24 protein-coding genes and 1 pseudogene are annotated in these 25,075 nt (G+C 52.7%); 18 read left to right on the top strand and 7 right to left on the bottom strand.

The annotated features are described in order from the left end of the window. Positions 1–4: 4 nt before the first annotated feature. The 6 genes from guaB (at position 5) to CWO84_RS11540 (ending at position 8,216) form a co-directional block, all read left to right on the top strand. Entirely contained in the window at positions 5–1,471 is a 1,467-nt protein-coding gene (gene guaB, locus CWO84_RS11565) for an IMP dehydrogenase (protein WP_101052772.1), read from the top strand. Positions 1,472–1,554: 83 nt separating this feature from the next. After that, on the top strand, positions 1,555–2,514 hold the full coding sequence (locus tag CWO84_RS11560) for a class I SAM-dependent methyltransferase (RefSeq protein WP_240618030.1): 960 nt from the start codon (positions 1,555–1,557) through the stop codon (positions 2,512–2,514). A gap of 71 nt (positions 2,515–2,585) precedes the next feature. Continuing rightward, on the top strand, positions 2,586–4,172 hold the full coding sequence (gene guaA, locus CWO84_RS11555; protein ID WP_033156915.1) for a glutamine-hydrolyzing GMP synthase: 1,587 nt from the start codon (positions 2,586–2,588) through the stop codon (positions 4,170–4,172). Between the two features lie 1,365 nt (positions 4,173–5,537). Continuing rightward, entirely contained in the window at positions 5,538–6,044 is a 507-nt protein-coding gene (locus CWO84_RS11550) for an RNA polymerase sigma factor (protein WP_101052769.1), read from the top strand. A 150-nt stretch (positions 6,045–6,194) separates the two neighbouring features. Continuing rightward, positions 6,195–7,139 (top strand): FecR family protein, encoded by a 945-nt coding sequence (locus CWO84_RS11545; protein ID WP_033156913.1) that lies wholly within the window; start codon positions 6,195–6,197, stop codon positions 7,137–7,139. Positions 7,140–7,538: 399 nt separating this feature from the next. Then, entirely contained in the window at positions 7,539–8,216 is a 678-nt protein-coding gene (locus tag CWO84_RS11540) for a hypothetical protein (RefSeq protein WP_033156912.1), read from the top strand. 68 nt (positions 8,217–8,284) lie between these two features. On the opposite strand, the gene CWO84_RS11535 is transcribed toward CWO84_RS11540, so the two are convergent. Beyond that, positions 8,285–8,785, bottom strand: a complete 501-nt coding sequence (locus CWO84_RS11535) for a septal ring lytic transglycosylase RlpA family protein (protein WP_033156911.1) — start codon at positions 8,783–8,785, stop codon at positions 8,285–8,287. A 274-nt stretch (positions 8,786–9,059) separates the two neighbouring features. Here CWO84_RS11535 and CWO84_RS11530 point away from each other — a divergent pair, with 274 nt between their 5' ends. The 3 genes from CWO84_RS11530 (at position 9,060) to CWO84_RS11520 (ending at position 11,781) form a co-directional block, all read left to right on the top strand. Continuing rightward, a complete protein-coding gene (locus CWO84_RS11530) occupies positions 9,060–10,361 on the top strand; it encodes an NAD(P)/FAD-dependent oxidoreductase (protein ID WP_033156910.1) in 1,302 nt (433 codons plus the stop codon). A gap of 25 nt (positions 10,362–10,386) precedes the next feature. Then, positions 10,387–10,908, top strand: a complete 522-nt coding sequence (locus CWO84_RS11525; protein WP_033156909.1) for a YcxB family protein — start codon at positions 10,387–10,389, stop codon at positions 10,906–10,908. 114 nt (positions 10,909–11,022) lie between these two features. Further along, entirely contained in the window at positions 11,023–11,781 is a 759-nt protein-coding gene (locus CWO84_RS11520; protein WP_051670022.1) for a class I SAM-dependent methyltransferase, read from the top strand. A gap of 141 nt (positions 11,782–11,922) precedes the next feature. Here the strand turns inward: CWO84_RS11520 and CWO84_RS24940 are convergent. Then, positions 11,923–12,014 (bottom strand): annotated as a pseudogene (locus CWO84_RS24940) (transposase); the annotation flags it as partial. Between the two features lie 839 nt (positions 12,015–12,853). On the opposite strand from CWO84_RS24940, the gene CWO84_RS11510 reads away from it, so the two are divergent. Both CWO84_RS11510 and CWO84_RS11505 read left to right on the top strand, forming a co-directional pair. Next, the gene (locus tag CWO84_RS11510) at positions 12,854–13,648 is read left to right on the top strand and encodes a chemotaxis protein CheW (RefSeq protein ID WP_101052767.1); all 795 of its coding nucleotides are present in this window, start codon (positions 12,854–12,856) and stop codon (positions 13,646–13,648) included. Positions 13,649–13,804: 156 nt separating this feature from the next. Continuing rightward, positions 13,805–15,325: a fumarate hydratase gene (locus CWO84_RS11505; RefSeq protein ID WP_033156906.1), complete on the top strand. Its 1,521-nt coding sequence runs from the start codon at positions 13,805–13,807 to the stop codon at positions 15,323–15,325. 20 nt (positions 15,326–15,345) lie between these two features. Here the strand turns inward: CWO84_RS11505 and CWO84_RS11500 are convergent, their stop codons facing one another. Continuing rightward, entirely contained in the window at positions 15,346–15,915 is a 570-nt protein-coding gene (locus CWO84_RS11500; protein WP_033156905.1) for a Uma2 family endonuclease, read from the bottom strand. Positions 15,916–16,044: 129 nt separating this feature from the next. Between CWO84_RS11500 and CWO84_RS11495 the strand changes: the two genes are divergently transcribed. The 5 genes from CWO84_RS11495 to CWO84_RS24395 all read left to right on the top strand — a co-directional run bounded on the left by CWO84_RS11495 (position 16,045) and on the right by CWO84_RS24395 (position 19,960). Further along, on the top strand, positions 16,045–17,049 hold the full coding sequence (locus tag CWO84_RS11495) for a helix-turn-helix domain-containing protein (RefSeq protein WP_033156904.1): 1,005 nt from the start codon (positions 16,045–16,047) through the stop codon (positions 17,047–17,049). Between the two features lie 162 nt (positions 17,050–17,211). Next, complete coding sequence (locus tag CWO84_RS11490; protein ID WP_101052765.1) at positions 17,212–18,501, top strand: NAD(P)H-binding protein; 1,290 nt, start codon at positions 17,212–17,214, stop codon at positions 18,499–18,501. After that, positions 18,498–18,971, top strand: coding sequence for a DUF2269 domain-containing protein (locus tag CWO84_RS11485; protein WP_101052763.1), 474 nt, complete (start codon positions 18,498–18,500; stop codon positions 18,969–18,971). Before CWO84_RS11490 ends, CWO84_RS11485 begins: the two co-directional genes overlap by 4 nt. Before the next feature lie 3 nt (positions 18,972–18,974). After that, entirely contained in the window at positions 18,975–19,556 is a 582-nt protein-coding gene (locus CWO84_RS11480; protein WP_240618029.1) for a DUF4166 domain-containing protein, read from the top strand. Positions 19,557–19,804: 248 nt separating this feature from the next. Continuing rightward, on the top strand, positions 19,805–19,960 hold the full coding sequence (locus tag CWO84_RS24395) for a hypothetical protein (RefSeq protein WP_165786307.1): 156 nt from the start codon (positions 19,805–19,807) through the stop codon (positions 19,958–19,960). 40 nt (positions 19,961–20,000) lie between these two features. Here the strand turns inward: CWO84_RS24395 and CWO84_RS11475 are convergent, their stop codons facing one another. Then, positions 20,001–21,077: an alkene reductase gene (locus CWO84_RS11475; RefSeq protein WP_101052759.1), complete on the bottom strand. Its 1,077-nt coding sequence runs from the start codon at positions 21,075–21,077 to the stop codon at positions 20,001–20,003. A 205-nt stretch (positions 21,078–21,282) separates the two neighbouring features. Here CWO84_RS11475 and CWO84_RS24175 point away from each other — a divergent pair, with 205 nt between their 5' ends. Both CWO84_RS24175 and CWO84_RS11470 read left to right on the top strand, forming a co-directional pair. Next, entirely contained in the window at positions 21,283–21,564 is a 282-nt protein-coding gene (locus CWO84_RS24175) for a hypothetical protein (protein ID WP_133120670.1), read from the top strand. Positions 21,565–21,566: 2 nt separating this feature from the next. Further along, entirely contained in the window at positions 21,567–21,824 is a 258-nt protein-coding gene (locus CWO84_RS11470; protein WP_205800369.1) for a hypothetical protein, read from the top strand. Between the two features lie 204 nt (positions 21,825–22,028). On the opposite strand, the gene CWO84_RS11465 is transcribed toward CWO84_RS11470, so the two are convergent. The 3 genes from CWO84_RS11465 to CWO84_RS11455 are packed head-to-tail and all read right to left on the bottom strand — an operon-like array spanning position 22,029 to position 25,060. Beyond that, entirely contained in the window at positions 22,029–22,247 is a 219-nt protein-coding gene (locus CWO84_RS11465) for a DUF3820 family protein (protein ID WP_033156899.1), read from the bottom strand. Positions 22,248–22,305: 58 nt separating this feature from the next. Continuing rightward, positions 22,306–23,352 carry an NUDIX domain-containing protein gene (locus tag CWO84_RS11460; protein ID WP_051670020.1) on the bottom strand — a complete coding sequence of 349 codons (1,047 nt, stop codon included), beginning with the start codon at positions 23,350–23,352 and terminating at the stop codon, positions 22,306–22,308. A gap of 10 nt (positions 23,353–23,362) precedes the next feature. Continuing rightward, the gene (locus tag CWO84_RS11455; RefSeq protein ID WP_101052757.1) at positions 23,363–25,060 is read right to left on the bottom strand and encodes an NAD+ synthase; all 1,698 of its coding nucleotides are present in this window, start codon (positions 25,058–25,060) and stop codon (positions 23,363–23,365) included. Positions 25,061–25,075 lie beyond the last annotated feature (15 nt).

Raw genomic sequence — 25,075 nt, 5'->3', positions numbered from 1 at the left:
GATTATGCAAATCATTCAAGAAGCTCTCACCTTTGACGATGTTTTATTGGTGCCCGCCCACTCCAGCGTACTGCCGCGCGAAGTCGAACTAAAAACCCAGCTGACTCGAAAAATTAAGCTGAACATCCCGCTGGTGTCCGCGGCAATGGATACAGTGACCGAAGCCCGCCTGGCTATTGCGATTGCTCAGGAAGGCGGCATCGGTATCATCCATAAAAACATGACTGTCGAGCAACAGGCAGCGGAAGTCAGAAGGGTTAAAAAATACGAAAGCGGCGTGATCAAAGACCCGATTACCGTCTCTCCCAACGTGACGGTTCGCGAGGTAATGGAATTAACCCGCGCTAAAAACATCTCCGGTGTTCCGGTGGTGGATGGTGAAGAATTGGTCGGTATCGTTACCAGCCGTGATTTGCGCTTCGAAACCCGGCTGGACGAATCGATTCGTTCGATCATGACGCCGAAAGACAAGCTGGTGACGGTCCATGAGTCGTTTAAGCACAAGGAAGTCATAGACTTGCTGCACAAGCACCGCATCGAGAAAGTGCTGGTCGTCAACGATGCCTTTCATTTGCGCGGCATGATCACTGTAAAAGACATTCAAAAAGCCAAAGACAATCCGCAAGCCTGCAAGGACGAACAGGAAAGACTGATCGTCGGTGCGGCGGTTGGCACCGGTGTAGACACAGGAGAACGGGTTGGCGCGTTGGTGGAAGCTGGCGTCGATGTTATCATCGTCGATACCGCTCACGGTCATTCGCAAGGCGTGCTGGATAAAGTGCGTTGGGTAAAACAAAACTTTCCGCAAGTCCAGGTGATCGGCGGCAATATCGCCACCGCAGCGGCCGCCCTGGCATTGGTCGAAGCCGGCGCTGATGGCGTCAAAGTGGGTATCGGTCCGGGCTCTATCTGTACCACGCGGATTGTCGCCGGTGTCGGCGTGCCGCAAATCACTGCCGTTAGCAATGTCGCAGATGCGTTAAGAGGAACAGGCGTACCTCTGATTGCCGACGGCGGCATCCGCTATTCCGGCGACGTTGCCAAAGCCTTGGCGGCCGGCGCGCATGCGGTGATGTTGGGCGGATTGTTTGCCGGCACTGAAGAGGCGCCGGGTGAAGTGGAATTGTTCCAAGGCCGATCCTACAAATCTTATCGCGGCATGGGCTCTTTGGGTGCGATGTCGCAGCAGCAGGGCTCCAGCGACCGCTATTTCCAGGAAGATACCGAGCAAGTCGAAAAATTGGTCCCGGAAGGTATCGAAGGCCGGGTGCCCTATAAAGGTAGCGTGCTGGCGATTGTGCATCAATTGTTAGGTGGTATCCGCTCCAGCATGGGTTACACCGGCAACAGTACTATTGCGGCGATGCATGACAATGCCCAGTTTGTGCGTGTCACCAGTGCCGGCATGCGTGAAAGCCATGTGCATGACGTGACGATTACTAAGGAAGCGCCGAATTACCATATGAATTAAAACCGGCCCTCAGGCTGTTGCTCTCGGGTCTGCGCTTTCGCGTCGACCCGCTTTAATCGAACACAAATCACAGAAATAGCTCAATGTCCGAAACCTCCTCAACTCCATGCAATCTTTGCGGCGGCAACCATGTTGCCGTGTTATCCATGCGCAGCCGCAGCGGCGCCGAGTTGCGCAGCGTCATCTGCAAGGACTGCGGGCTGGTCTGGAGCGATCCGTTTCCGCACGATCCTCGCCAGTTTTACGAAGAAGATTATCGGCTGGCATACAAAAATACCTACGCCCCCAAAGCCAAACATATCTTGCGCGCCGGCCGAGTTGCGCTGACCAGGCATGAAAAAATCAAACACTTATTGCATAAACCGCAAACCCTACTGGACGTAGGCACCGGCGGCGGCGAGTTTGCTTATTTAATCAAATCGCTGGGCCACAATCTGTACGGCATCGAGCCAAACAAGGGTTACGGCCAATATTCCGCCGCGCAATACGATCTGAATTTGCAATTTGGCTTTATTCAAGATGCACAGTTCGAAGAAAGCAGTTTTGATGTGATCACCATTTGGCACGTATTGGAGCACACCGAAGATCCTTTCTTTGTTTTAGGTAAGTTGCGCAGCCTGTTGAAAGCCGACGGCGTGTTAGTAGTGGAAGTACCGAATATCGAGGCCACTTGCCAATCGCCGAGCAGCACTTTTCATGAGGCGCATCTGTACAATTTCAATTTAGCGACGCTGCGGCGCATGGGCGAAAAAGCCGGCCTAATTGAGGAAAGACATGTGTTTTCCGAAGACGGCGGCAATGTCACGCTGTTTTTCAAAAAAGCCGAACACCCGGCCGACCAAGCCATGACTTGGGGAATCCCAGAAAATGCCGAACGAATCTCCGCGATTGTACGCGGCCATACCAATTTACGGCATTACATGCGCGCGGCCCCTTATTTGCGGTTTATCAAACGCATGAGTCGTTCGCTGTTCGAAAATCGGGACGTTAAAGGTTTCGATAACAATAAAAGCCTGCTCGATCAGTTGTATCGAGGCTTGTAGTACGCTCGTCACTTAGATTTTCCGGTGGGCTCGTAGTCGGCTCACCCTACATTTTTGAAAGGTTTCCCGTCATGTCATCCCACGCGACCAACATCCATTCCGACAAAATCCTGATTCTCGATTTCGGTTCGCAGTACACGCAATTGATTGCCCGCCGCATCCGTGAAATTGGTGTGTATTGCGAAATCTATTCCTGCGATTGCAGCGCCGATGAAGTCAAAAACTTCGCACCCAACGGCATCATCCTCTCCGGCGGCCCGGAAACCGTCACCAGCAGCGACACCCCGCGCGCGCCGCAAATTGTTTTTGAGTTGGGCGTGCCGGTCTTGGGTATTTGCTACGGCATGCAAACCATGGCCGAGCAGTTGGGCGGCAAAGTAGAATCGTCCGATCACCGCGAATTCGGCTACGCACAGATTCGTGCCCGCGGCCATTCCAAATTGTTGTTGAACATCGAAGATCACGCATCGCCCGAAGGTTTCGGCTTATTGGATGTTTGGATGAGTCACGGCGACCGCGTCGTCGAATTGCCGACCGGCTTCAAATTGATCGCCAGCTCCGACGGCGCGCCAATTGCCGGCATCGCCGATGAAGACAAACACTTCTATGCTCTGCAATTTCATCCGGAAGTGACGCACACCAAGCAGGGTGGCCGGATATTGAGTCGGTTTGTGTTGGAAATTTGCGGCTGCCAAGCGTTGTGGAATGCCAGCAATATCATTGAAGACAGCATATCCGCAGTCCGCGAAAAAGTCGGCGGCGATCAAGTCATTCTGGGCCTATCGGGCGGTGTCGATTCTTCGGTAGTCGCCGCCTTGCTGCATCGCGCTATCGGCGAGCAACTAACCTGCGTGTTCGTCGACACCGGCTTGCTACGCTTGCACGAAGGCGATCAGGTGATGGCGATGTTCGCCCAACATATGGGTATCAAAGTAATTCGCGTCGATGCCGAAGCCCGTTACATGGCGGCACTAGCCGGCGTTAGCGACCCCGAACAGAAGCGCAAAATCATCGGCGGCCTGTTCGTGGAAATCTTCGACGAAGAAGCCGGCAAACTCACCGACGCCAAATGGCTGGCACAAGGCACTATTTACCCGGACGTCATCGAATCGGCCGGCGCCAAAAGCGGCAAGGCGCATTTGATCAAATCGCATCACAATGTCGGCGGCCTACCGGAAAACATGAAGTTGAAACTGGTCGAACCCTTGCGCGAATTGTTCAAGGACGAAGTACGTAAACTGGGCTTGGAGCTGGGCTTGCCGGCCGACATGATCCACCGCCACCCGTTCCCCGGTCCCGGTCTGGGCGTACGCATCCTCGGCGAAGTCAAAAAGCAGTATGCAGACTTATTGCGCCAGGCCGATGCGATTTTTATCGAAGAACTGTATCGCCACGATCTTTACCACAAAGTCAGCCAAGCCTTCGCGGTGTTCCTGCCGGTGAAATCGGTGGGTGTGATGGGCGATGGCCGCAAATACGATTACGTGGTGGCGATCCGCGCTGTCGAAACCATAGACTTCATGACCGCGCGCTGGGCGCATCTGCCTTACGATTTCCTGGATTTGATCTCACGCCGCATCATCAACGAAGTGCCCGGCATTTCCCGCGTGACATATGACATTTCCGGCAAGCCGCCCGCGACGATAGAGTGGGAGTAATAGCTTCAAATTAAAATGGAACTTTGAAAATGACTTCCGGTCAGTGCAAGTGCGGGGTGTGAAAATTTGCTCCGCGCAATAGCTTATTCATTGTTTCTCCCAAGCCGGTAGTCAATTGTTTTGACTACCGGTTTTTTTTGCGATGAATGAGCAGTCTTGGTCGCCATGCCGAATTAAAGTTAATAAAACGCAGCTTAACCTACGTCGGTTCTTACTGATAATCGTCCGTCAATTCGTCTAACAACCCATCATTGGCGCACCCCGGTCTTAGCAGGTATAGGCTGGGTCATATCGATGCCGGCAGCTTCTTTTCTTGAGTATTGGATGTTTCGTAACTGGGCTGTTTATGCTGCACGTTGCGAAAAAACTTAAGCTGAGGGTTTGTCCATATCATTTCCTTGGTGGCCGGTAAAGGTCCGCCAAATTAACCAGCCATTCACGATTTTTGACGACATTGACGTTGGTCAAAGCCATCGAATAACAGCCTGTGTCCGATACGGCAATTGTTGGGTATTTAATGACAATAAGATGAATGCTCCCAGGCACATTTAGAATGGTTTTCAGGTGGAAAACGGTTAGATTATTTAGGCAAAAATGCAAGGGATTAATTTTAATTATGCACAAAAAACTACTTGACACTGTCGGCGGCCAAAGACTGCCTGGTCCTGGGCTCTAATGTTCGTATATTGCATGTAAGTTATTGATTTTAAATTGTATAAACTGTTGTCTAAAATTGAGTCAATTTAAGCAAAGGCCCCAAAAATTAGGCATTTAGAGCGCGAAAAAACTTTTTATCCCCAAGGTTATCCACAGCTTTTGTGGATAACACCATAACTTAGTTGCCTGTCAGTCAGTTAGCGCTAAAAGCTATATTCCCGTGCAGGTTTTTGTCTTATTTCCGACACGGTTGCAACTTGGCCTGCCTGGGATTTTGCAAAGGAATGTCAGTGGATGGCTACATTGGCGGAGGCTTTTGATTACAGTATTTTAAATGCGGAGTTCGTTGTGGTGCTGCTTCTAGTGTTATGACAGGGCTCTTAAAAACCGTTCGCCTTATGCTCTTGAGCGAACTCAGCCTGTCGATGGACGCACTCACCTGGGCTCAGACGAGCTCAGCCCGGACGGATTACCCGAGATAAAATACTGCCGGGTTAATAAGCTATCGGCTCCAACTGCGCTGGATAAAAATTAACTATGTTAAATAACTTTTCCAATTAGGTCATATCCCGCATTATTTGTAGCGTGTTGCTCCGGTAATCCCGGGCAATTTGCCGCCAAATGCCCTAAATACCGCTATTTTAGTGCTCTGGCATGAATCTTGGTTGTTCGCCCAATTAACGACACCAAAATCCGCATATCCTAACCATGAGCAACGCTCTCCACATCTCCCGCCTGATTGAGGCTTACGACGAGGAATTACGCCGGGTGATGTTTAGACGCTGCGGCTGCCTGGATACCGCCGCCGACATGGTGCAGGAGACCGACCAGCGCATGTTTACCGGCAATTTGTGGCAGCAGGCCGACAACCCGCGCGCCTTGCTGCATCGCATCGCCGCCAATCTGGCCACCGATTACGAACGCCGCCGCAATACTCGCAATCAACATGTAGAGCATGACGATACCGGCGACGCGGCCTTGCAGGTTAGCGACGGTATCGATCCGGAGCAAATCAGTTTGGCGCGCGAGCGCTTGGACCGCTTGGTCGCGGCGATAGATAGACTCCCCGCCAAATGCCGGACGGTTTTCGTGCTGCGCAAGTTCGAGGAACTGAGCCACGCCGAAATCGCCCAGCGCCTAGGCATATCCCGCAATATGGTGGAAAAGCATCTACGCAATGCCTTGGCCGCCTTGCAAGAACACGACGATTTTTAGCTGATTCGATCCTGTTTTCACAGGGTTATGCGTCCTATAATGGCGAGCCACCAACCCTGAATTGCGCCCGATGAAAAACTTCAGCCTTTATCGCTCACCGCTAAGCAGCAGGATGCATTGCCGACTGCCGGCTGTAAATGGACATAGGCAATGAAAATCTCTGCCGAGATTAAAGCCGCTGCCCGCGCCTGGTGGGTCAGGCTGGATAGCGGCAAACTTAGCCCTAATGAGCACGCCGAATTTACCCGCTGGTTGGCTGCCGATCCCTTGCATCGTCAGGCTTACGAGCAATTACGCGAGTTATGGGGAGCCCTGGACGCTATCGCGCCGAGAATAGCGATTCCGGCCGCCAGCAAACCCAAGCAGCTTGCTTGGCGATGGCAGTGGGCGCTGCCTGCCTTAGCCGGCGGCTGCCTAGCCTTGTGGTTGTTCAATCCGCTATGGCTTATATTGCGCGCCGATTTTCATACCGGCTTTGGCGAGAGGCGCGACGTGCATCTTAGCGACGGCTCGACGGTGCATCTGAACAGCAACAGCGCATTGGAAGTACATATCGACGGCGCACAGCGGCAATTGACCCTGCTACAAGGCGAAGCCTGGTTTGAAGTCAGTCCCGACAAAGCCAGGCCTTTCCGGGTAAATACTGAGCACGGCAGTGTCACCGCGCTGGGTACGGCATTTAACGTGCGGCTGCGTGACAGTAAAACCGAAGTCAGTGTCACGGAACACAGCGTGGCGGTGGACTTGCAACAAGCCGACGGCAAAACGCTGCACACCGTGGTTGCCGAAGGTCAGCAAATAGCCTATAGCGCCGAATCGGGACTGGGCAATTTGCAACACATCGATAGCCAGGCCGTAACCGCCTGGCAACGCGGCAAACTGGTGTTCGAAAACCGGCCCTTGGGCGAAGTGCTTGCCGAGCTGAATCGCTATCATCGCGGCTTTTTGCTGATCAACGATCCTGAACTGGCCCAACGCCGCGTCAATGGTGTGTTTCGTACCGACCAAGCCTTATCGGTGCTGGCGGCCTTGGAAAACTCTCTGCAACTGCGCTCAACGCGGTTTGGGGATTATTTGATCGTGCTGCACCGCTAAACGAGATTACGGCATCGGCGGCGTTTATTGACCGGGCAAAGGCATTCAGGCGAATGCTATTTAAGGGCCGGGTTAATAACGCTCCCGGCAAATTCCCGTTTTGACCTACTCGATAGTTGTTGTCAGCGCATTGCTGAAATTATCCCTCTACCAATTATCCTAAAAATAAATTTCAACCGCATTGAACTTGGCAACTACTTGGCGGAATTAACCTCGGAATGCAGTTCGCTTTGAGCAAGTCCCCTAAGTCGCCTCAAGGCAGGGTCGCATTCGCGCTAGGCAGTTGGTCAAAATGCCGACGCAACAGCAAAGGTTCCCATGGAACAAAAATCGCAGCCAACCTGAGGCTTGCCGCTGGTTAGCTGTACCTTAATGATCTTATCGACAGAGGATAGAAGTATGAGATTAAACATTGCTAAAACAGTAATTGCCGCCGTTTTGTTAATCGGTGCTGCGCCAGCGAATGCCAGTGCCGTGCATGATGCCGCCGGCGATTATCTGGCAACTTATTTCGGCAGTAAGACCGGCGATCTGGATGTGATCAGTGCCTCGGTTACTTACAATCCGGCCAGCGATCTTTTTCATTTCGAAAGTACCTTTGCCGGTAACCTCGGCGGCTCGCCGTCCGGTTTCTACATTTGGGGCTTCGATCGGGGCGCCGGTACCGGGCGGTTTACCGCAAACGGCTTGCCGCAAGTACTGTTCGATTCGGTCGTGCGTTTCAACATGGACGGCAGCGGCGTGGTAAGCCTGTTGACACCGACTTCTTCCACTACCCCCTTCGCCGCGGGGACCGCCAAAATTAAAGACAACCAGTTGATTGCCGACATTGCCGCGAGCTTGCTGCCCTCGAATGGTCTTGCCAAATCGAGTTACACCTGGAATCTCTGGCCGCGCGACGGGGCTCTGCCGGCGGGTTTTGGACAAATTTCCGATTTCGCTCCCGATGCCATCAACGCCCCCGTGCAAGTCGTACCGCTCCCTGGCGCGTTTTGGCTGTTTGGTTCGGTGTTTGCTATGTTCAAGTTAGCCGGCAACAGCAAGCAGCGTTTTGCGGTAACAGTAAAATCCATTTGATAGCAGCACATTGAAAGCTGGCAAACCCGTTCCTGTTGTTTTATAGAGGCTTGAGCGGGTTTGCGACTTCATTCCTCGCCGGACGGCGCTGCCAGATAACTTACCTCTACCTCCGTCAAGCCGCTGATGCCGATTTGCTTGGCCGCGCCTTGCGATAAATCGATCAACCGATTCGGGCTGAACGGACCTCTATCATTAATCAGCACATCCACATAACGGCCATTGCGTAAATTGGTAACCCGCACTCTCGACGGAATCGGCAAAGTTTTATGCGCCGCCGAAAAGCCTTGCGGATTGAAACGGCTGCCGTCGGCGGTACGATTGCCCGATTCCGCGCCGTACCAGGAAGCCAAGCCGGTTTCCCGGTAACCATTTCCCGATGCCAAAGGGTAATACGTGATGCCTTTAACGGTGTAAGGCTTGTTGTAAGCGGCGTTGTTTTGATAGGTCGGCAGTTGGACAGGCCCCGGAGATCGCGGTGGCTCGGACGCACAACCTGCTAGCAGACCAAGAAAAACTGGCAAAAAGCCTGGATTGGCAAGCGCCTGGATTAGTTGGTTTCGCGACATTCGATAACTCCACAGGGCGTAATTTATTTGGCGCGCATGCGCTGGCAATAATCTAAGCATAATTTAAAGCACTCGTTAAACTCCGTTCGCTTGGGTCGCACCTTTCCGGTCTTCGCGCAGGCAGACCGTTGCCGGCGCGAGCTCATCCCGTCAAAATCGGCCAGCCCGAACAGGTTTGGTTATAATGCCGGCATCAGGAAATAGACAACTAGGGCCGGGATAGCGATTTCTTTGTTTGCCGACGCGGCAAACGCCACTTGAGGGGGAAAGATACATGGCGGGTGAATTACATAAAATCTTGATTGTTGGCGGCGGCGCGGCGGGGTTGGAGTTGGCCACCGAATTGGGGCAAAAACTTGGCAGAGCCGGCAAGGCGCAAATCACCTTGCTGGATGCCGCGTCCACCCATATTTGGAAGCCGTTGTTGCACGAAGTGGCGTCCGGCACGCTAGCTGAAGCCGAGGAAATCGAATACTTGGCCCAAGCACACAGCAATCACTTCCGCTTCTTGTTCGGCAGAATGGAAGGTTTGGATCGGGCCAATAAAGAAATTATCGTCAGCGCGATTACCAACAAGAAAGGCGAAGAAATCATTCCGCAACGCCGCTTCAAGTACGACACGCTGGTGATGGCAGTCGGCAGTGTCAGCAACACCTTTGGTATCAAGGGTGTCGATAAATATTGCCGCTTTATCGATACCACCAAGGAAGCCTTCCGCTTTCAAAAACAACTGGTGGAAACCTATTACATCCAGTCTTACGCCAACCAGAGCCATCAACGTGACAAGCCGTTGTCGATTGTGATCATCGGCGCCGGCGCCACCGGCGTGGAATTGTCAGCCGAGTTGCACGAAGTGACCAAATTGCTGGCCACCTACGGGCTTGAAGGTTCCATAGACGTCAACATTACCATCATTGAAGCCGCGACTAAATTGTTGCCAGCCCTGCCGCCACGGCTGTCGCAAGCCACCCAGGAGCAATTGATCAAGCTGGGCATCCAGTTAAAGCTGGGTCGCAAGGTCACGGAAGTGACCGAAACCGAAGTACACACTTACGATGGCGAAGTGTTCGATGCGGACTTAAAAGTCTGGGCCGCCGGCATCAAAGCGCCGGATTGGATGAAAGACCTGGATGGTTTGGAGTCCAATCACATCAATCAATTAGTGGTCGATCAAACTTTGCAAACCAGCGACCCGGACATTTTTGCTATCGGCGATTGCGCCGCCTGTGAATGGGTCGGCCACGGCGGCAACGTGCCACCGCGCGCTCAGTCCGCCCACCAAATGGCCTCTACCGTGGCCAAAACCATCATCAACCGCTTGAAAGGCAAACCGGCGGCGAAGTTTGTTTATCGCGATTACGGCTCACTGGTGTCGCTGGGTAAATTCAGCACCGTCGGCAGTTTGATGGGTAGCTTGATGGGCACGGTCAGCGTCGGCGGCTTGATTGCCTATGGCGTGTATTTGTCCTTGTACAAAATGCACCAAGTGGCCATCCACGGCTACTTCCGCACCGCGATGCTGACCTTATCCAACCTGTTCCGGCGCAGTACCCACGCCAAAATGAAAATGCACTAACCCACAACTCCATTGAGCGATACACATGTTAGAAATCGAATACGAATTCCGCGAAGAAGATCTGGTCCACTTTAACGAGGAAAGGCTGAAAAAAGACCCGGAAATGCAGAAGAAAATCCGCCAAAACCGCATCTTCGCGCCCGGCGTGATGATGGCTATCGCCTTGTTTTATTACGTGTATTACGTGGACATGACCACCACCGCCTACATCACGATATTGGCGCTGGCCTGGGCGATTGCGTCGCCGTTTATCATGAAGATGGACATGCGCCGCCAGTTTTTCAACAAATACACCGAAGCGGAAAAAAAAGCGTTATTTGGCATCCACTGGTTGAGCATTGAGCCGGAGTTTTTGCAGGAACGCGCCCCCGGCGGTAAGAGCAAAACTCCGTGGAAAGACATGTTGCGGGTGGAGAAACATAAAGATTACGTTTACATCTATGTGGATATAGATGCGGCGATTGTGATTCCGCGCGCTACGGTCAAGAAAGGCGATTTGAAGGCGTTTGCCAAGCAGGCTGAGGGGATGATTGAGAGGGCAGGATGAGGTTTTTGTGCCGTGGCAGTTATAGGCACTTATGTTGTATATCCTGCGAATTAAGAGTTATGTGCAGACTAGCTAATAAGTTGTTTAGTAGCATGTCAAATTTTCGGAGTATTCATGGGCACTGATAAAGATTGGGAACAATGGGGGGCGGCTGACCCATACTTTGGCGTCCTTAGCAGCGACGAATTTCGTAAGGACAGGCTCGACGCCAGAGCAAAGGACGAGTTTTTTGCTTCAGGGAGGAGGCATATTGAACGTGTCTTCCAACTAATCAGCGAAAACTTCGGTCACGCATTTTTTCCAAATACAGCACTTGATTTTGGCTGTGGAGTGGGTCGGCTCGTCTTAACATTGGCTGAGCGCACTGAACGGACTGTCGGCATTGATATTTCGCCTTCCATGATTGCCGAGGCTCTCGATAATACTAAGTATGCCGGCATCACCAATGTCAGTTTCGTATTGTCTGATGACGCGCTTACGAATGTTGTCGGTGAATTCAGTTTTGTCCATTCTTGCATAGTGTTACAACATATCCCATGGGCACGTGGTCGACTAATATTACAACAACTCGCAGATAGAGTAGAGCCAGGCGGCTATTTAGCTGTTCACTTTTTAACATCGTCTAGTGCCCCTAAGCTTATTAGAGCAGCAGTTCGTCTTCGATATGTGTTCCCCCCGCTAAATTGGTTGAGGAACTTAACAAAACGCCGTCCACTATTCGAGCCAGCCATGCAATTGCACATTTATAATACTGGCAAAATTATTCTCGATCTGAAGGAACGAAACTTTGAAACGCCGGTATGTTGTAACGAACCAGACATGGACGGATTTACGAGCATTCTATTACTTGCTCGACGCTTGCCAAAGCCTTAGTTCCGTAGACACTGTTATCCAAGTCAAGCCAAATGAATAACCGAGTCGAAGGGTTTTGCGGATTTTTCATCGTTCCCACGCGCCGCGTGGTAATGCAAACCAACCGCGCTGCGGTGAGCTAAAACCAATCCCGATTCCATCCTACCCGGCATAAATCCAGGCACTTGAATAACGCCAATGCTCCGGTAAATCAACATAACCGCATTTACCGGATTCAGGTGGATATAATCCAAGGCCAAGGCGCAATTGGTAGGGCGTCAATAGGCGTTGCCGTGTTGTGCCGTATGTTGGCCTTAAATCATTCGGCGCATTACGCTATTTATCGTTCCCACGCTCCAGCGTGGTAACGCATCCCTAGACGCTCTGCGTCGTCCTGCGAAAACAATGTCTCGCTTCCACGAAACCGGGAAGTGTTGACACGGTTTTTTACCCACGCTGTCAATAGGCCTTTGTGTTTGGTGTCGCTAACGCGACGGCTGGTTTTAATGTCGGGTCTCGGCCCGACAGCCGAGATACTTTTCTTTGCTTGTCCAAAGAAAAGTATCCAAAAGAAAAGACACCCGGATGCCGCTTATTCCCTGTGCTCCTCGCTTTTGAACGGGGTTGCCGAAAGGGGCTTCCTGCCCCTTCGTCAACGTGCGGCATCCATGCCGCACCCCTTCGGGCTATTCCGTTCAAAAGTTCCGGTGCTCGGCGCGGCATACGGGAATAAAACTATCCCGATTTCACTGTAGTCTCTTAGGGTGGGTACGGTTTTTGTGCCCACGCGGATTGCTCTCCGCGACGCAATGATCCCCACAAAATATTAGTGCGTGCTAATCTATACTTGCTTTGGATGTTAGACAATGGCGAATTAGGTTAGACTCTGGTTGCATGTGCTTATGCTGACGGTTAAGCCACGACAAAAGACGCATCCGCTATCTACGCCAAGGCGATGGGCCGGCCCGTCTCACCCACAGGGAGACTCAGCATCTATAAGGGCATTCGCCGTAATGTCGTTCGAAAGCAGAGGACCTGCAAATTATTGGGAAATTAACGAAGCCCACCGGTTCATCGGGTGGGAGGAGCAAGCATGGAACTGTTACTTTTTCTTATAGGTGAAAAATATTTTTGCCTACCGCTATCCAGCGTCAAAAGGATTGTGCCCATTTCCCCGGTTTATCCCTACAGCGGGCAGAACTCCGATCCCTTCTACGGGATCGACGGCGAGGTTTTTCCTTATGTGTCGCTTTGGGATTTGTTGGATATCAAGTCGAAATACTTTGAATACGAGGAATTAAAGTCTTTTTTGGAAATTCGCAGAAAAGATCACCTGGAATGGATTGCCGAACTGGAATATTCGGTCCGCAACCACGGCACCTTCAGCAAGGCCAGAAACCCCAGGGAATGCGCGTTCGGTAAGTGGTATTACGATTACACACCCCGGCACAAAAGACTGCATTTGCTGTTGTCTTGTTTCGAAAGGCCGCACGCCGCCATACATGAACTAGCCGATAAATTGCTGAATATGGCGGAAACCGGCCGTGTCGATGAAGCCTTGTCGGCTTTGAATCAGGCGAAACACTCCACGTTAATGGAGCTTTTGAATATTTTCGACTCAACGATTGAATTGGTCGTCGACCTGCAAAGACGCCTAGTCTTACTCGCCAAACATGATGCCAATTACTTGGCTATCGGCATTGATGAGGTGTCTGACATCGTTAAAGTGAAGGCGTCGATGCGCCGTGACAACCCTATTGCAAGGTCCGAGCATTTTTCCGAGTTCGTCTCTTTTGAGAATGGACAGGCTGTGCCGATTATTAATCTTGCATCCTTAGCCAACAATGCGCCGGGGTTGACGGGCAAATCAGATAATCCGGCAATTTAGCGCCCGCATTGCGGGGTGGATGATGAAATCATCCTGACTTCCAAGTTGTGGTTCTATATTTCAATACCGATGGCTTGGGCGACTAGTTTTTGATTCAGGACGGCAGCGGTTCGTGATAAATTTCCATACATTCTCCTTCGTAGCCCGACGACCACCATGACCACCATTCGCCAAGCCGATTTCATCCAAAGCATCGCCGATGCCTTGCAGTTCATTTCCTATTACCATCCCAAGGATTTCATCGATGCCTTGTACGCAGCTTACCAAAAGGAGCAAGGTCCGGCGGCCAAGGACGCGATGGCGCAGATTTTGATTAATTCGCGGATGTGCGCCGAGGGCCGCCGGCCGATTTGCCAGGACACCGGCATTGTTACGGTTTTTTTAAAAATTGGTATGGACGTGCGCTGGGATGCGGCATTGAGCGTGACCGAGATGGTTAACGAAGGTGTGCGCCAGGCTTATCTGCATCCGGACAACGTGTTGCGGGCGTCCATCCTGGCCGATCCGGCCGGCAAGCGTATCAATACCAAAGATAACACACCGGCGGTGGTGCATATGGAACTGGTGCCTGGCGACAAAGTGGACGTGGAAGTCGCCGCGAAGGGCGGGGGTTCGGAAGCCAAGTCCAAATTCGTGATGCTGAATCCGGCCGATAACATCGTCGATTGGGTGATGAAAACCGTGCCGACCATGGGCGCCGGCTGGTGTCCGCCCGGTATTTTGGGTATCGGCATCGGCGGCACTGCCGAAAAAGCGATGTTGTTGGCCAAACAGGCGTGTATGGGTTCTATCGACATTCAGGAGTTGATCGCTCGCGGGCCATCGAATGCTATTGAAGAGTTGCGCCTGGAACTATACGACAAAGTCAACGCGCTGGGCATAGGCGCGCAAGGCTTGGGCGGCTTGACCACGGTGTTGGACGTGAAAATCCTGGATTACCCGACTCACGCCGCCAATAAACCGGTGGCGATGATTCCCAATTGCGCGGCCACCCGCCACGCGCATTTCGTGTTAGACGGTTCCGGTCCAGCGCTGCTGACGCCGCCCAAACTAAGCGACTGGCCGGCAATCACCCAATCGGCCAGCAGTGCTCGCCGAGTCAATATCAATGGTCTGACCAAACAAGACGTTGCCGACTGGAAGCCCGGCGAAACCTTGCTGCTGAGCGGCACCTTATTGACCGGCCGCGACGCCGCGCACAAGCGTATCGTCGATTTATTGAACAAAGGCGAGCCCTTGCCGGATGGCGTGGACTTAAAAGACAAATTCATCTATTACGTCGGACCGGTCGATGCGGTGCGCGACGAAGTGGTCGGCCCGGCCGGCCCCACCACCGCCACCCGGATGGATAGTTTTACCGACACCGTGCTGGAAAAAACCGGCCTGCTGGGCATGATCGGCAAATCCGAACGCGGCCCGCAAGCGATAGCCTCCATCGCCAAGCATCAAGCTGTTTATTTGATCGCGGTCGGCGGCGCGGCCTATTTGGTGTCCAAAGCCATCAAACAAGCGCGCGTCGTGGCCTTTCCGGAATTGGGCATGGAAGCGATACACGAATTTGTGGTTGAAGACATGCCGGTGACGGTGGCGGTGGATAGCCGCGGCGAGTCGATTCATGCGACCGCGCCGAAAGAATGGCAATCAAAAATTGGGAAGATTCCGGTGGTGCTGGCTTAGGCTTTAGCTCGAGAGGGAGTTTACGCCGCGCCTTCAAACACGATGCCTTCATAAATCTCGGCGACCGGCAGTTCCAAGCCGATGGATTGCAACAACGCCCGCTCGCCGGCTTGATATAGCCGTAAGTCCCATTGCTCGGCGCGGCGGTAACACTCCACGCGCTGCGTGTCCTGAGCGATCAGCACATACTCTTCCAAACTGGGCAACTTGCGGTAGTGATGAAACTTTTCGGCTCGGTCATAGCGCTCAGTAGCGTCCGATAACACTTCAATAATCAGTTTCGGCTGGCTGTTGTAGTGCTCGGCGGTGTCGGCTGCCGAGCAGGTGACGTGTAAATCCGGGTAGAAGAAACAGTAGTCGTGGGCGGTTTGCACGTGCACTTTCATATCGGAATTAAAAACCCGGCAAGATGTACCGCGTAGATGCGTGAAAACCAGACCAGCCAGGTTCATGCTGATGACGTTATGCGACCTTTTCGCTCCCGCCATCGCATACACCTCGCCATTAATATACTCATGCTTGATGTCGCTGACTAATTCGCCTTGCAGATAATCCGCGACGCTGATCGATAATTTTTCCGCTAAAGCCATGTGCATGTCCTCGTGTTTACCCGCCAGCGATTTTAACGGCTAGAGTCGCCAATAGATAGTGTCGGCCCAAACCTTGGCCGGCCTAAAAACACGGGCTAAACTCAAAACTCTTTTTTTGCTTGGTCGTCCATGTCTATCGTTGCGTTGTTATTTATCGGTTTCTCGTTCGGTGCGGCCTTGCTGTTGCTGGCCGGCAATATCTTGCAAGCCAGGGAACCCGTACGCTTTACGTCGAAATTGGCCGGATTTCTATTGATAGCCGGCTTGGCCGGTATCCAGAGCCTGCATTTAGGCTACTTGCTGAATCGATACGATCTGGTGCATTCCGCGCTCTACCTATTTCTGCTGTACGGGATTGCTCCCAGCTTCTATTTTTACAGCCGGCAACTGTTACGTAATGACGCCGGTTATAGCCGGCACGATGTATTGCATGTCTTGCCGTTTGCACTGTGCATGATTTTGCCTTATCGATTGGCCCTGCCCGGCGCTTTTTTGGTTGGCGGCGGCTATTTGCTGTGGCTGGCAAAAACCGTCTATGCGCTACGCGGACAAAGACAGCGCTTTCATTGGGAGCTATTGGCGCTGGGGGTTTTGTTTGCCATTGCGGTGGCGGTTTTAGTGTTGGGCTTCATCTGGCCGCTACTGGATGAAGCAGACTTTATCGCTGCTTACAGCATCTTGATCGGTTTGGCCTTTTTCGCGGTGGCGTTGACCTTATTGCGTTTTCCCGGCATTGCCGCCGACGTGTCGGAAGCGGTGCAGGCGGCTTATGCGGAATCGACCTTAAAAAATATCGATAAACCGGCAGTGCTGGCCAAACTGGATGCATTGATGACACAGGACAAACTATATGCACTGGAAACCCTGAACCTAGGTTTGCTGGCCGAGCAACTGAATTTGAGCCAGCACCAATTATCCGAACTGATCAATACCGAATTTCAACAAGGTTTTTCCCGCTACATTCGCGAACAACGCATCGCCGCTGCTAAAAAACTGCTATTGGCGGAACCCAATGCGTCGGTGTTGTCGATAGGCTTGACGGTGGGCTTTAGCACCCAGTCCAATTTCTACGCGGCGTTTCGCGACATCGTCGGCGTCGCGCCCGGACAGTATCGAAAAACACACGCCGGCTAAACAAAAAACTCCAGTTTTATCATTTTGTAAATCCGTAACACTTTGAAGTTTATGGGGTTATATCCCGCGTAAATTATTTCTATTCCTGTTCTATCAATTCGGAAGTTCGGCCGTTTCGTGGTCGTTAATCTGCTCCTGCCTCTCAACATTTGGAGCACAACCATGAACATTCTATTAACCGGCGCGACCGGTTTTATCGGCAGCGCCGTATTACACGAGTTGCTGCGACAGGGTCACCAGGTCACGGCCTGTTGCCACCACCCCGAACGTCTACTAGGCGATAATCCAAACCTGATCCGATTAAAATTGGACTTCGCCAAGGCCGGTGCAATCGACTCCTGGCTGCCGCATCTGCAAGCTGTCGACGCAATCGTCAATTGCGTGGGCATTATTGCCGAGAATAACAACCAAAGCTTTGCCCAGTTGCATAGCCAAGCACCGATAGCCTTGTTTCAGGCGGGTGCGTGCGCCGGGGTAAAAAAGATCGTGCAAGTTTCCGCTTTGGGTGCCGACGCGGGTGCCGAATCGAATTACCATCTCAGCAAAAAAGCCGCCGACGATGCCTTACGTGAGTTGGCCCTGGATTGGTTTGTACTGCAACCGTCACTGGTTTACGGACCCGGCGGGCAAAGTAGCGGTTTGTTTCATGCGTTGGCCGCTTTACCCGTGCATTTGCTGCCGGATGGTGGCCGCCAGCTTTTGCAACCCATTCATATCGCCGATGTAGCCACCACCGTCTGCCGTTGTCTTGAGCCGGCTGTCACAGGTCGTAAGACCTTGGCTTTGGTCGGCCCCAGCCCCCTAAGTTATGCGGACTGGCTGCAAGGGCTTAGGCGGCGACTGGGCAAACCAACAGCCAGAATTTGCTCCGTGCCTTACCCATTTGCGCTGAGCATGGCGGGTATGGGCAAATGGCTGGGCGAGCCGATTTTGAGCAAAGACAACGTAGCGATGCTGAATCGCGGCAATTGCGCAGATCCAGAACCTCTCACTCAGTTTTTAGGTCGAGCGCCGGTCAACTTGAACGAACAATGGTTCGAACAAGCGGCCAGCCCAGCCGAGCGTTGGCATGCGGGTTTGTATTTTCTCAAGCCTTTATTGCGATACACGATTGCCTTCGTCTGGTTATGGAGCGGTATCACTTCGCTGTTTTTCTATCCGCATCAACTGAGTTATCAGCTATTGGCAGCGCTTGGCATCACCGGCATGGGCGCGCCAATAAGCTTATACGGCTTGGCAGCCATGGATATGGGCTTGGGATTGGCGACCTTGGCGCAGTTTAGGATTAGTCAGCTCATGCTTTGGCAGTTCTGGGTCGTCCTCGGCTATAGCCTGACAGTGGCCGCATGTTTACCGGAATTTGTATTCCATCCGTTCGGCCCGCTATTGAAAAACCTGCCGTTTTTAATGTGCTTGTTGATGTTTAGAGTAATGGAAGGAGAGTCGTCATGATGTATTTATCGTTAAAATTGATCCATATCCTCAGCGCCATCGTCCTGTTTGGCTTGGGTTCCGGCACGGTGTTTTACAAAGTGATGGCCGATAAAAGCGGCGATCACGCGGCAATCGCCACGACCAGTAAACATGTAGTGTTGGCCGATTGGTGGTTCACCACGCCGACCGTGATTATCCAACCGCTAACCGGCGTGTTATTGGCCGATCAATTGTCGGCTTCGTTCGGCGACGGCTGGCTGTGGTGGACAGTGGTGCTGTATTTAATCACCGGGCTGTGCTGGTTGCCGGTGGTGATTTTGCAGATCCGCATGCGCGACATCGCCACCGAGTCACTGGCCCAAGGTCGGGCCTTACCATATCTGTACCACTATTATTCCAAGATCTGGCTGTGGCTGGGCGTGCCGGCCTTCTTCGGCATGATAGGCATCACCACCTTGATGGTATTTCACAACTTACTCTGGAGCTAAGCCATGTCTGTGTCATTAATGCAAAAAGTGTTGGGCGCCGATTGGCAACAACTGCCGGAAGTCATCCAAAGACATTACCAAATCAGCGACTGCCAACAAAGCCGGCTAACGGGAACGATGGAAATAGGTTATCCAATTTATCTGTTTCCGTTGATTTGGCTGATTCATTTGTTCGGCGGCTTGTTACTGTGGCGCGGGCAGGCGGCACAAGCCGAAGTGGACAAGACCGCCGACGGCGAACTATTGCATTGGCATAGGACGATGACTTACGCCGATGGTAAAACTGATTGCTTTAGTTCCAGGATGAGTTATGCGGCAGACCACGAGTTGGTCGAACTCATAGGCTTTGGTTTTGGCTTGCGCTTGCACGTCAGCGTCGAAAACGGCGAATTGCTGTATCGCAGTAACGGCCATTTCTGGCAATGCGGGTCGCTACGCCTGAATATTCCGGATTACTTATTGCTAGGTTCGGCCAGCATCAGCGAAAGTGCTGTTTCAGAAGACGAGTTCTATCTGGATTTCAGCATCCGCCATCCCTGGTGGGGTGTGAGTTATTACTACCGGGGAAACTTTCGCTATGGCTGATAGGGTTTATCGATGGGAAGGGCGGCTACAGATCGGGATCCAAACGCGGCTCTTCCCAAGCATGCATGCCCGCTATACCGCTGTGTTCCGGTTTTCAAGACGACCCGGAATAATCGCGGATAAGTTCGAATATTGTGGGGTGAGCTCTTGCATGGCGGTGCAACCGGAGTGGGTTTGAGCTTGGTTGCTCCAGGCGCCACTGCAGCCGAGCGAGAACAGCTGCGACGTGTTGACTGAAGAAACCCAGCATGGCCGGTTGGCGCGTCTTGACCAACTGTTTTTACCAAGTCGGATGTCCAAAATATCGCCAGATTTGGCTGGAATTATTGCAGGATATGGCGTTGTCTGAAGTTCCGGGTGGCGTTAATATCTCTCTGCAAGCCTCGCAAGCCACTTGTGGGTAACATCTGTGGTCCCCGTCTGCGCGGGAACCACACTATTTTTTTAGCCCACGTCCGCGACCAAACTCGGGTAATCGGTATAGCCAACTCTCGGATCCTGCCCCGCCGCCCCATAAAAGGTTTCAGCATGGTAGGGGTTAAGAGCCACATTTAGTTGCAGACGCCGGACTAAATCGGGATTGGCAATATAGTCCTTGCCAAACGAAACGGCATCCGCTTCGCCGGCCGCAATGACTTGCTGCGCGGTTTCCCGATTAAAGCCTTCGTTGGCAATCAACACCCCGCCGAACCGCTTTTTCAACGCCGGGCTGATACGGTTCTCTCCGAGCGATTCTCGGGTAAAAATGAACGCAATGCCGCGTTTGCCCAATTGCTCGGCTAGATAGCCAAAGGTATTTAAGGGATCGGAATCACCCATCGTATGCGAGTCGCCTCTGGGCGCAAGATGCACACCCACGCGACCTGGTCCCCATACTGCAATGGCCGCATCGGTCACTTCCAGCATTAAGCGGGCGCGGTTTTCCACCGAACCGCCGTAAGCATCGGTTCTTTTATTGGTGCTGTCCTGCAAAAATTGGTCTAACAGATAGCCATTGGCGCCGTGAATCTCCACGCCGTCAAAACCGGCAAGTTTGGCGTTCTCCGCGCCTTTACGGTAAGTCTCGACAATGCCGGGGATTTCGCTGATGTCCAAGGCTCGGGGTGTCACGTAATCCCGCATCGGCCGCAGCAAGCTGACATGCCCCAAGGGCGCAATCGCACTGGGCGCGACGGGCAACTCGCCGTTTAGGTAGTCCGGATGCGACACCCGGCCGACGTGCCAGAGTTGCAGGAAAATTCGTCCGCCCGCTGCATGTACTGCTTGGGTTACCTTGGTCCAGCCCGCCACTTGCTCATCCGACCAAATGCCGGGCGTGTCCGGATAGCCCACACCTTGCGCGGACACGCTGGTGGCTTCGCTTAAAATCAGCCCGGCATCCGCTCGCTGTGCGTAGTATTCGGCCATCAACTCGTTAGGCACCCGGCCGGCGCTGGCTCGGCAGCGTGTCAAAGGTGCCAGCACGATGCGGTTAGGTAAATTGATGTCCCCCACTTTGATGGGCTCAAACAGGTTGCTCATATCGTCTCCATGTTAAATGCAATTGTTAGCTGTTTTACCTGACACCATACCATCCAGCCAGGTATTTTATGGAAATATGCAATCAGGCGGCACCGTTCATGCCGTGCGCGGAAAAGTCTTATTAAGAATTGTCGTCAGTTAAGAGATGTTTAAGCCTGCGGGTGAACAATGAGCCGCAACTGAAGATCCCGGATAAGGAGGGTTTATGTTCAGGCTTACCACACTATTGGCAACCATCTTGCTATTTTCGAGCGCAACATTTGCGCATGACGGCAACTGGGGCGGTAGACATCATCATAGTTACCAGCGCGAGCACTACGGGTATCACTATAACAATCCGTATTACCGCGCATACGTGCCACCGCCCGCAGTCGGCTATTACCAGGCGCCGGCAGATTATTACGGGTTGCCGCCAGTGAGAGGGTTTGTCTATCAACAACCCATCCCCGCACCGCGGTGTGATCGGAATATACGGCAAGGTTGGTAGTCGTGAACACGCGAATACGCCTCGCCCTGATGTTTTTGGGTCTGACTATGTTGAGCGGTTGTGTGGCTTACGCACCCTATGCCGAGTCTTATCCAGCGACGTATACGCCGTATGGTTACGGTAGCTATAGTTACGGCTATTCGGCGCCTGTTGTGCCGGTCCCTGTGCCAATGTTTCGCGGCGGGTGGGGATACGGAGGCCATAGGGGCTATGGCGGGCATCACGGTCACGGACATTTTGGTCACCACGGGCATCATTAAACTGCGTTTCAGCCAGGTGGCGCGTGACATTATGTCGCATTCCAGGTATTAGGAAACACTGATACTATGCTCACCATTGCAGAGATGTTCAGCGCAATAACTTCCTCCCTTAATCCGGCCTCGTGTCGGAATTTTTTTGCCTAAAAAACAGCCGTCTGATATCGGGCAAATAAAGACCAGTCATATTAAGGACCAGCTTAATAGTCAGGACTTTATTTGTCTGAGCGGCTCGAGGAAAGGTTTTAGGCCGTTGTGATCCATTTCCTGCATCAATGCCAATAGTCTGCCTAATTCACCGGCAGGAAACCCCTCGCGCGCGAACCAATTGAGGTAGTGGCCGGGCAAATCGGCGATAACGCGGCCCTTGTATTTGCCGTAAGGCATAGTAACGCTGACCAGTTTTGGTAAATCTTCGGGTTTCATGGATAAGTTTCCCTGGCTATTCCCTCTGCCCTGTTAAGCTTAAATAACGTGCATCGTCCTACTTAGTTTGAAATGACAGGAAGTTGCACAAGATAGCGAAATGGTCCTCAAACAGCGCTTCTTCCAGTGCCGGCAGCTGCGTGATCGGTATCCAGGCCACGCTTTCAAGATCGTCAGCTGCTTTTATCTCCGGCCAAGTCTTATCCGGCCAAGGTGTTGCCAACGCAAAGTGATGCGCATGCGTGATGACGCGGCCACGGCACGATCTTCTGGGGTGGGAAAACACTTTAACCTGTTGCAGGCAGTCTCGCAAAGCGGCATCCGGCAGGTTCAGGCTGGTTTCTTCCTTCAATTCGCGGATCGCGCCTTGCAGCAAGGATTCGCGTTTCTCCAGAAAGCCGCCGGGGATAGCCCACAAGCCTTTGCCGGGATAATGTTTGCGCTTACCCAGCAATACATGATCGTTGACGGTGACTACCGCATCGACAGTGGTGGCAATAATATCCCAGGGAATGCCGGCATAGACTTGATTCTCTGCATGGATTTTGGCGTATTCCGCTTTTAATACCGCGTACTCAGGATTCTTTGCCCAATCGTTTAAAAAATCCCTCACCGGCACGGAAATCCGGCTGGCGATATTTGCCAACGCGGTCTCCACGCTTTCCGCCGCAAACAATTGGTGGCGTAGCGCCGTGGCATCAATATCCAGCTCGGACTCTATCGCCTCCATCGCCCAATCGGGAAAATTATCCAGATAATACGTGGACTCGTCTTTGTTAAAGCCGACCAACGCGACCCGTTCGCCGTCGGCCACACACGCACCAACTTGCCGCCTGACATCGGCATTCCACAGCGTATCGTCGTAATAATCCCGCACCGGTAAAAATGTCAGGCGGGCTTGCTCGCTCTCCGGCAGCGTTGCGGCGATCATGGCAGCCCGTTCGGTCCATTTAAACGGATTGCGGATGTTTCTGGACTGAAAGGACGAGCCGACAATTACCAGCACCTCGTCAGCAATCTCCAAGGCTCGGCGTGTTAGTTGCTCGTGCCCCTTGTGATAAATTTGGTAACGGCCAATCACAATGGCTTTTTGGTATTTAGTCATCGCTCTAGCCTTAATGTTTGGCCGCTATCGGCATTTGCCGGCCGGCGCCAAACGCTCTGGGTCGCACCCGAATGATGGGCGGTGCTTGCCGGCGTTTGTATTCGTTGCGGGCTATCATGCCTACGATGCGTTGGTACACCGCTTCACCGGCAGCGGTGGCTCGATAGCCAGCCACAAACTCGCGGGCTTGCTGATATTCGTGGTCAGCCAGCTGTTTGCCTTCGATCAACAGTTTCAAAATTTCATCCAATACCTCGTAAGGCGGCAAGCTATCGGTATCTTTCTGATCGGGCGCCAATTCTGCGGAAGGCGGTTTAGTTAAAATCGCTACGGGAATAATCTCGCGATTGGCGCGTTGGTTGATATACGCGGACAGGCGGTACACCTCGGTTTTGTACAAGTCGCCGATCAGGCCCAGGCCGCCATTAGTGTCACCGTACAGCGTGCAATAACCCACCGATATTTCGCTTTTGTTACCGGTGGTGAGGACCATCGCGCCGGAGTGGTTGGAGTAAGCCATCAGGATGGTGCCGCGTAGCCGAGCCTGCAAGTTTTCCAAACTCAAACCACGCAATTCATCGTTAAAGCTGCTTTGAAATTGCCCCCCAAAATCATTGACCAGCGTCTTGATCGGATAGCTGAAAAGCGTTACGCCCAAGGCATCGCACAGTAACTGCGAGTCGCTCACCGAACCGCTACTGGAAAACGCCGACGGCATCGTGATGGCGATGACATTTTCCGGCCCCAAGGTCTCGGCGGCAATCGCAATCGTCAACGCCGAATCAATACCGCCCGACGAACCCACCACGACTTTTTTGAAGCCGCAGCGCCGCACATAGTCTCGTAAACCCAGCAGAATATGTTGCAGAATGAATTCCTGATCATTATCTGCTTGAGGTTCTGCTGGTGGCGGACTGATTTGAAATCCGCCTTCTGCAAAACGCAGCGTATCGATCACCGTTTGGAAAGCCGGCCATTCTCGGGCAATTTCGCCATCGGCATTCACGGCAAAGGAAGCGCCGTCGAACACAATACTGTCTTGTCCGCCGACTTGATTGACATAAAGTATCGGCAGCTCATGTCGGCGGGCGGCGCCGCAAATCACTTGTTGGCGTTGCGCGCGTTTACCGATATTGGACGGGCTGGCATTGATGCTGACCACCAAGTCCGGGCGCATCCGGGCAAGTGCTTCGTAAGGATTAACCGGATAATCGTCGGCGTTATCGTTCCAACCGTCCTCGCAAATCATCAGCCCTACTTTATAACCGGCGACGTCGATACTCACCGCGCCCTGTTGACCCGGCTCGAAATGACGGCGCTCATCGAAAATATTGTAGGTGGGCAACAGTTGCTTGTGATATTCCGCAATAGTCTCGCCGTTACGGATGGCAATCAGCGCGTTATACAGCGGCTTACCGGGGCCGTTTGCTTTTATCGGCGTGCCGACAATCGCAACGAGGTCCGGAAACTGCGTTGAAAAAGCAGTCAGCTCTGCCAGCGCTTCGTAGGCTTTGCGAATAAAGGTCGATTCGTTTAACAGGTCGCCAGGGTAATACCCGCACAAGGACAACTCCGGGAACACTAACAATTGCGCCTGCTGCGCGGCGGCTTGGCGATAAGCATCTTTGGCAATCGCCAAGTTGCCGGCAAAATCGCCGACCATAGGATTGATTTGGGCGATGGCGACGGTCAAGGGACGTGTAGACATAACAATTCCTATGCA

It is taken from the genome of Methylomonas sp. Kb3 (assembly GCF_002834115.1).
Taxonomy (GTDB): domain Bacteria; phylum Pseudomonadota; class Gammaproteobacteria; order Methylococcales; family Methylomonadaceae; genus Methylomonas; species Methylomonas defluvii.
This window is presented reverse-complemented; position numbering and strand designations above follow the sequence as displayed.

Excerpts from the sequence above, each read along its gene's own strand:
- guaB (WP_101052772.1), top strand. The coding sequence starts at position 5 with ATGCAAATCATTCAAGAAGCTCTCACCTTTGACGATGTTTTATTGGTG.
- CWO84_RS11465 (WP_033156899.1), bottom strand. The coding sequence starts at position 22,247 with ATGAAACCCGAAGATTTACCAAAACTGGTCAGCGTTACTATGCCTTAC.
- guaA (WP_033156915.1), top strand. The coding sequence starts at position 2,586 with ATGTCATCCCACGCGACCAACATCCATTCCGACAAAATCCTGATTCTC.
- CWO84_RS11535 (WP_033156911.1), bottom strand. The coding sequence starts at position 8,785 with ATGTCGCGAAACCAACTAATCCAGGCGCTTGCCAATCCAGGCTTTTTG.
- CWO84_RS11480 (WP_240618029.1), top strand. The coding sequence starts at position 18,975 with ATGTCTGTGTCATTAATGCAAAAAGTGTTGGGCGCCGATTGGCAACAA.
- CWO84_RS11530 (WP_033156910.1), top strand. The coding sequence starts at position 9,060 with ATGGCGGGTGAATTACATAAAATCTTGATTGTTGGCGGCGGCGCGGCG.
- CWO84_RS24175 (WP_133120670.1), top strand. The coding sequence starts at position 21,283 with ATGTTCAGGCTTACCACACTATTGGCAACCATCTTGCTATTTTCGAGC.
- CWO84_RS11460 (WP_051670020.1), bottom strand. The coding sequence starts at position 23,352 with ATGACTAAATACCAAAAAGCCATTGTGATTGGCCGTTACCAAATTTAT.
- CWO84_RS11545 (WP_033156913.1), top strand. The coding sequence starts at position 6,195 with ATGAAAATCTCTGCCGAGATTAAAGCCGCTGCCCGCGCCTGGTGGGTC.
- CWO84_RS11500 (WP_033156905.1), bottom strand. The coding sequence starts at position 15,915 with ATGGCTTTAGCGGAAAAATTATCGATCAGCGTCGCGGATTATCTGCAA.
- CWO84_RS11520 (WP_051670022.1), top strand. The coding sequence starts at position 11,023 with ATGGGCACTGATAAAGATTGGGAACAATGGGGGGCGGCTGACCCATAC.
- CWO84_RS11505 (WP_033156906.1), top strand. The coding sequence starts at position 13,805 with ATGACCACCATTCGCCAAGCCGATTTCATCCAAAGCATCGCCGATGCC.
- CWO84_RS11495 (WP_033156904.1), top strand. The coding sequence starts at position 16,045 with ATGTCTATCGTTGCGTTGTTATTTATCGGTTTCTCGTTCGGTGCGGCC.
- CWO84_RS11525 (WP_033156909.1), top strand. The coding sequence starts at position 10,387 with ATGTTAGAAATCGAATACGAATTCCGCGAAGAAGATCTGGTCCACTTT.
- CWO84_RS11485 (WP_101052763.1), top strand. The coding sequence starts at position 18,498 with ATGATGTATTTATCGTTAAAATTGATCCATATCCTCAGCGCCATCGTC.
- CWO84_RS11490 (WP_101052765.1), top strand. The coding sequence starts at position 17,212 with ATGAACATTCTATTAACCGGCGCGACCGGTTTTATCGGCAGCGCCGTA.
- CWO84_RS11510 (WP_101052767.1), top strand. The coding sequence starts at position 12,854 with ATGGAACTGTTACTTTTTCTTATAGGTGAAAAATATTTTTGCCTACCG.
- CWO84_RS11560 (WP_240618030.1), top strand. The coding sequence starts at position 1,555 with ATGTCCGAAACCTCCTCAACTCCATGCAATCTTTGCGGCGGCAACCAT.
- CWO84_RS11475 (WP_101052759.1), bottom strand. The coding sequence starts at position 21,077 with ATGAGCAACCTGTTTGAGCCCATCAAAGTGGGGGACATCAATTTACCT.
- CWO84_RS24395 (WP_165786307.1), top strand. The coding sequence starts at position 19,805 with ATGGCCGGTTGGCGCGTCTTGACCAACTGTTTTTACCAAGTCGGATGT.
- CWO84_RS11540 (WP_033156912.1), top strand. The coding sequence starts at position 7,539 with ATGAGATTAAACATTGCTAAAACAGTAATTGCCGCCGTTTTGTTAATC.
- CWO84_RS11455 (WP_101052757.1), bottom strand. The coding sequence starts at position 25,060 with ATGTCTACACGTCCCTTGACCGTCGCCATCGCCCAAATCAATCCTATG.
- CWO84_RS11550 (WP_101052769.1), top strand. The coding sequence starts at position 5,538 with ATGAGCAACGCTCTCCACATCTCCCGCCTGATTGAGGCTTACGACGAG.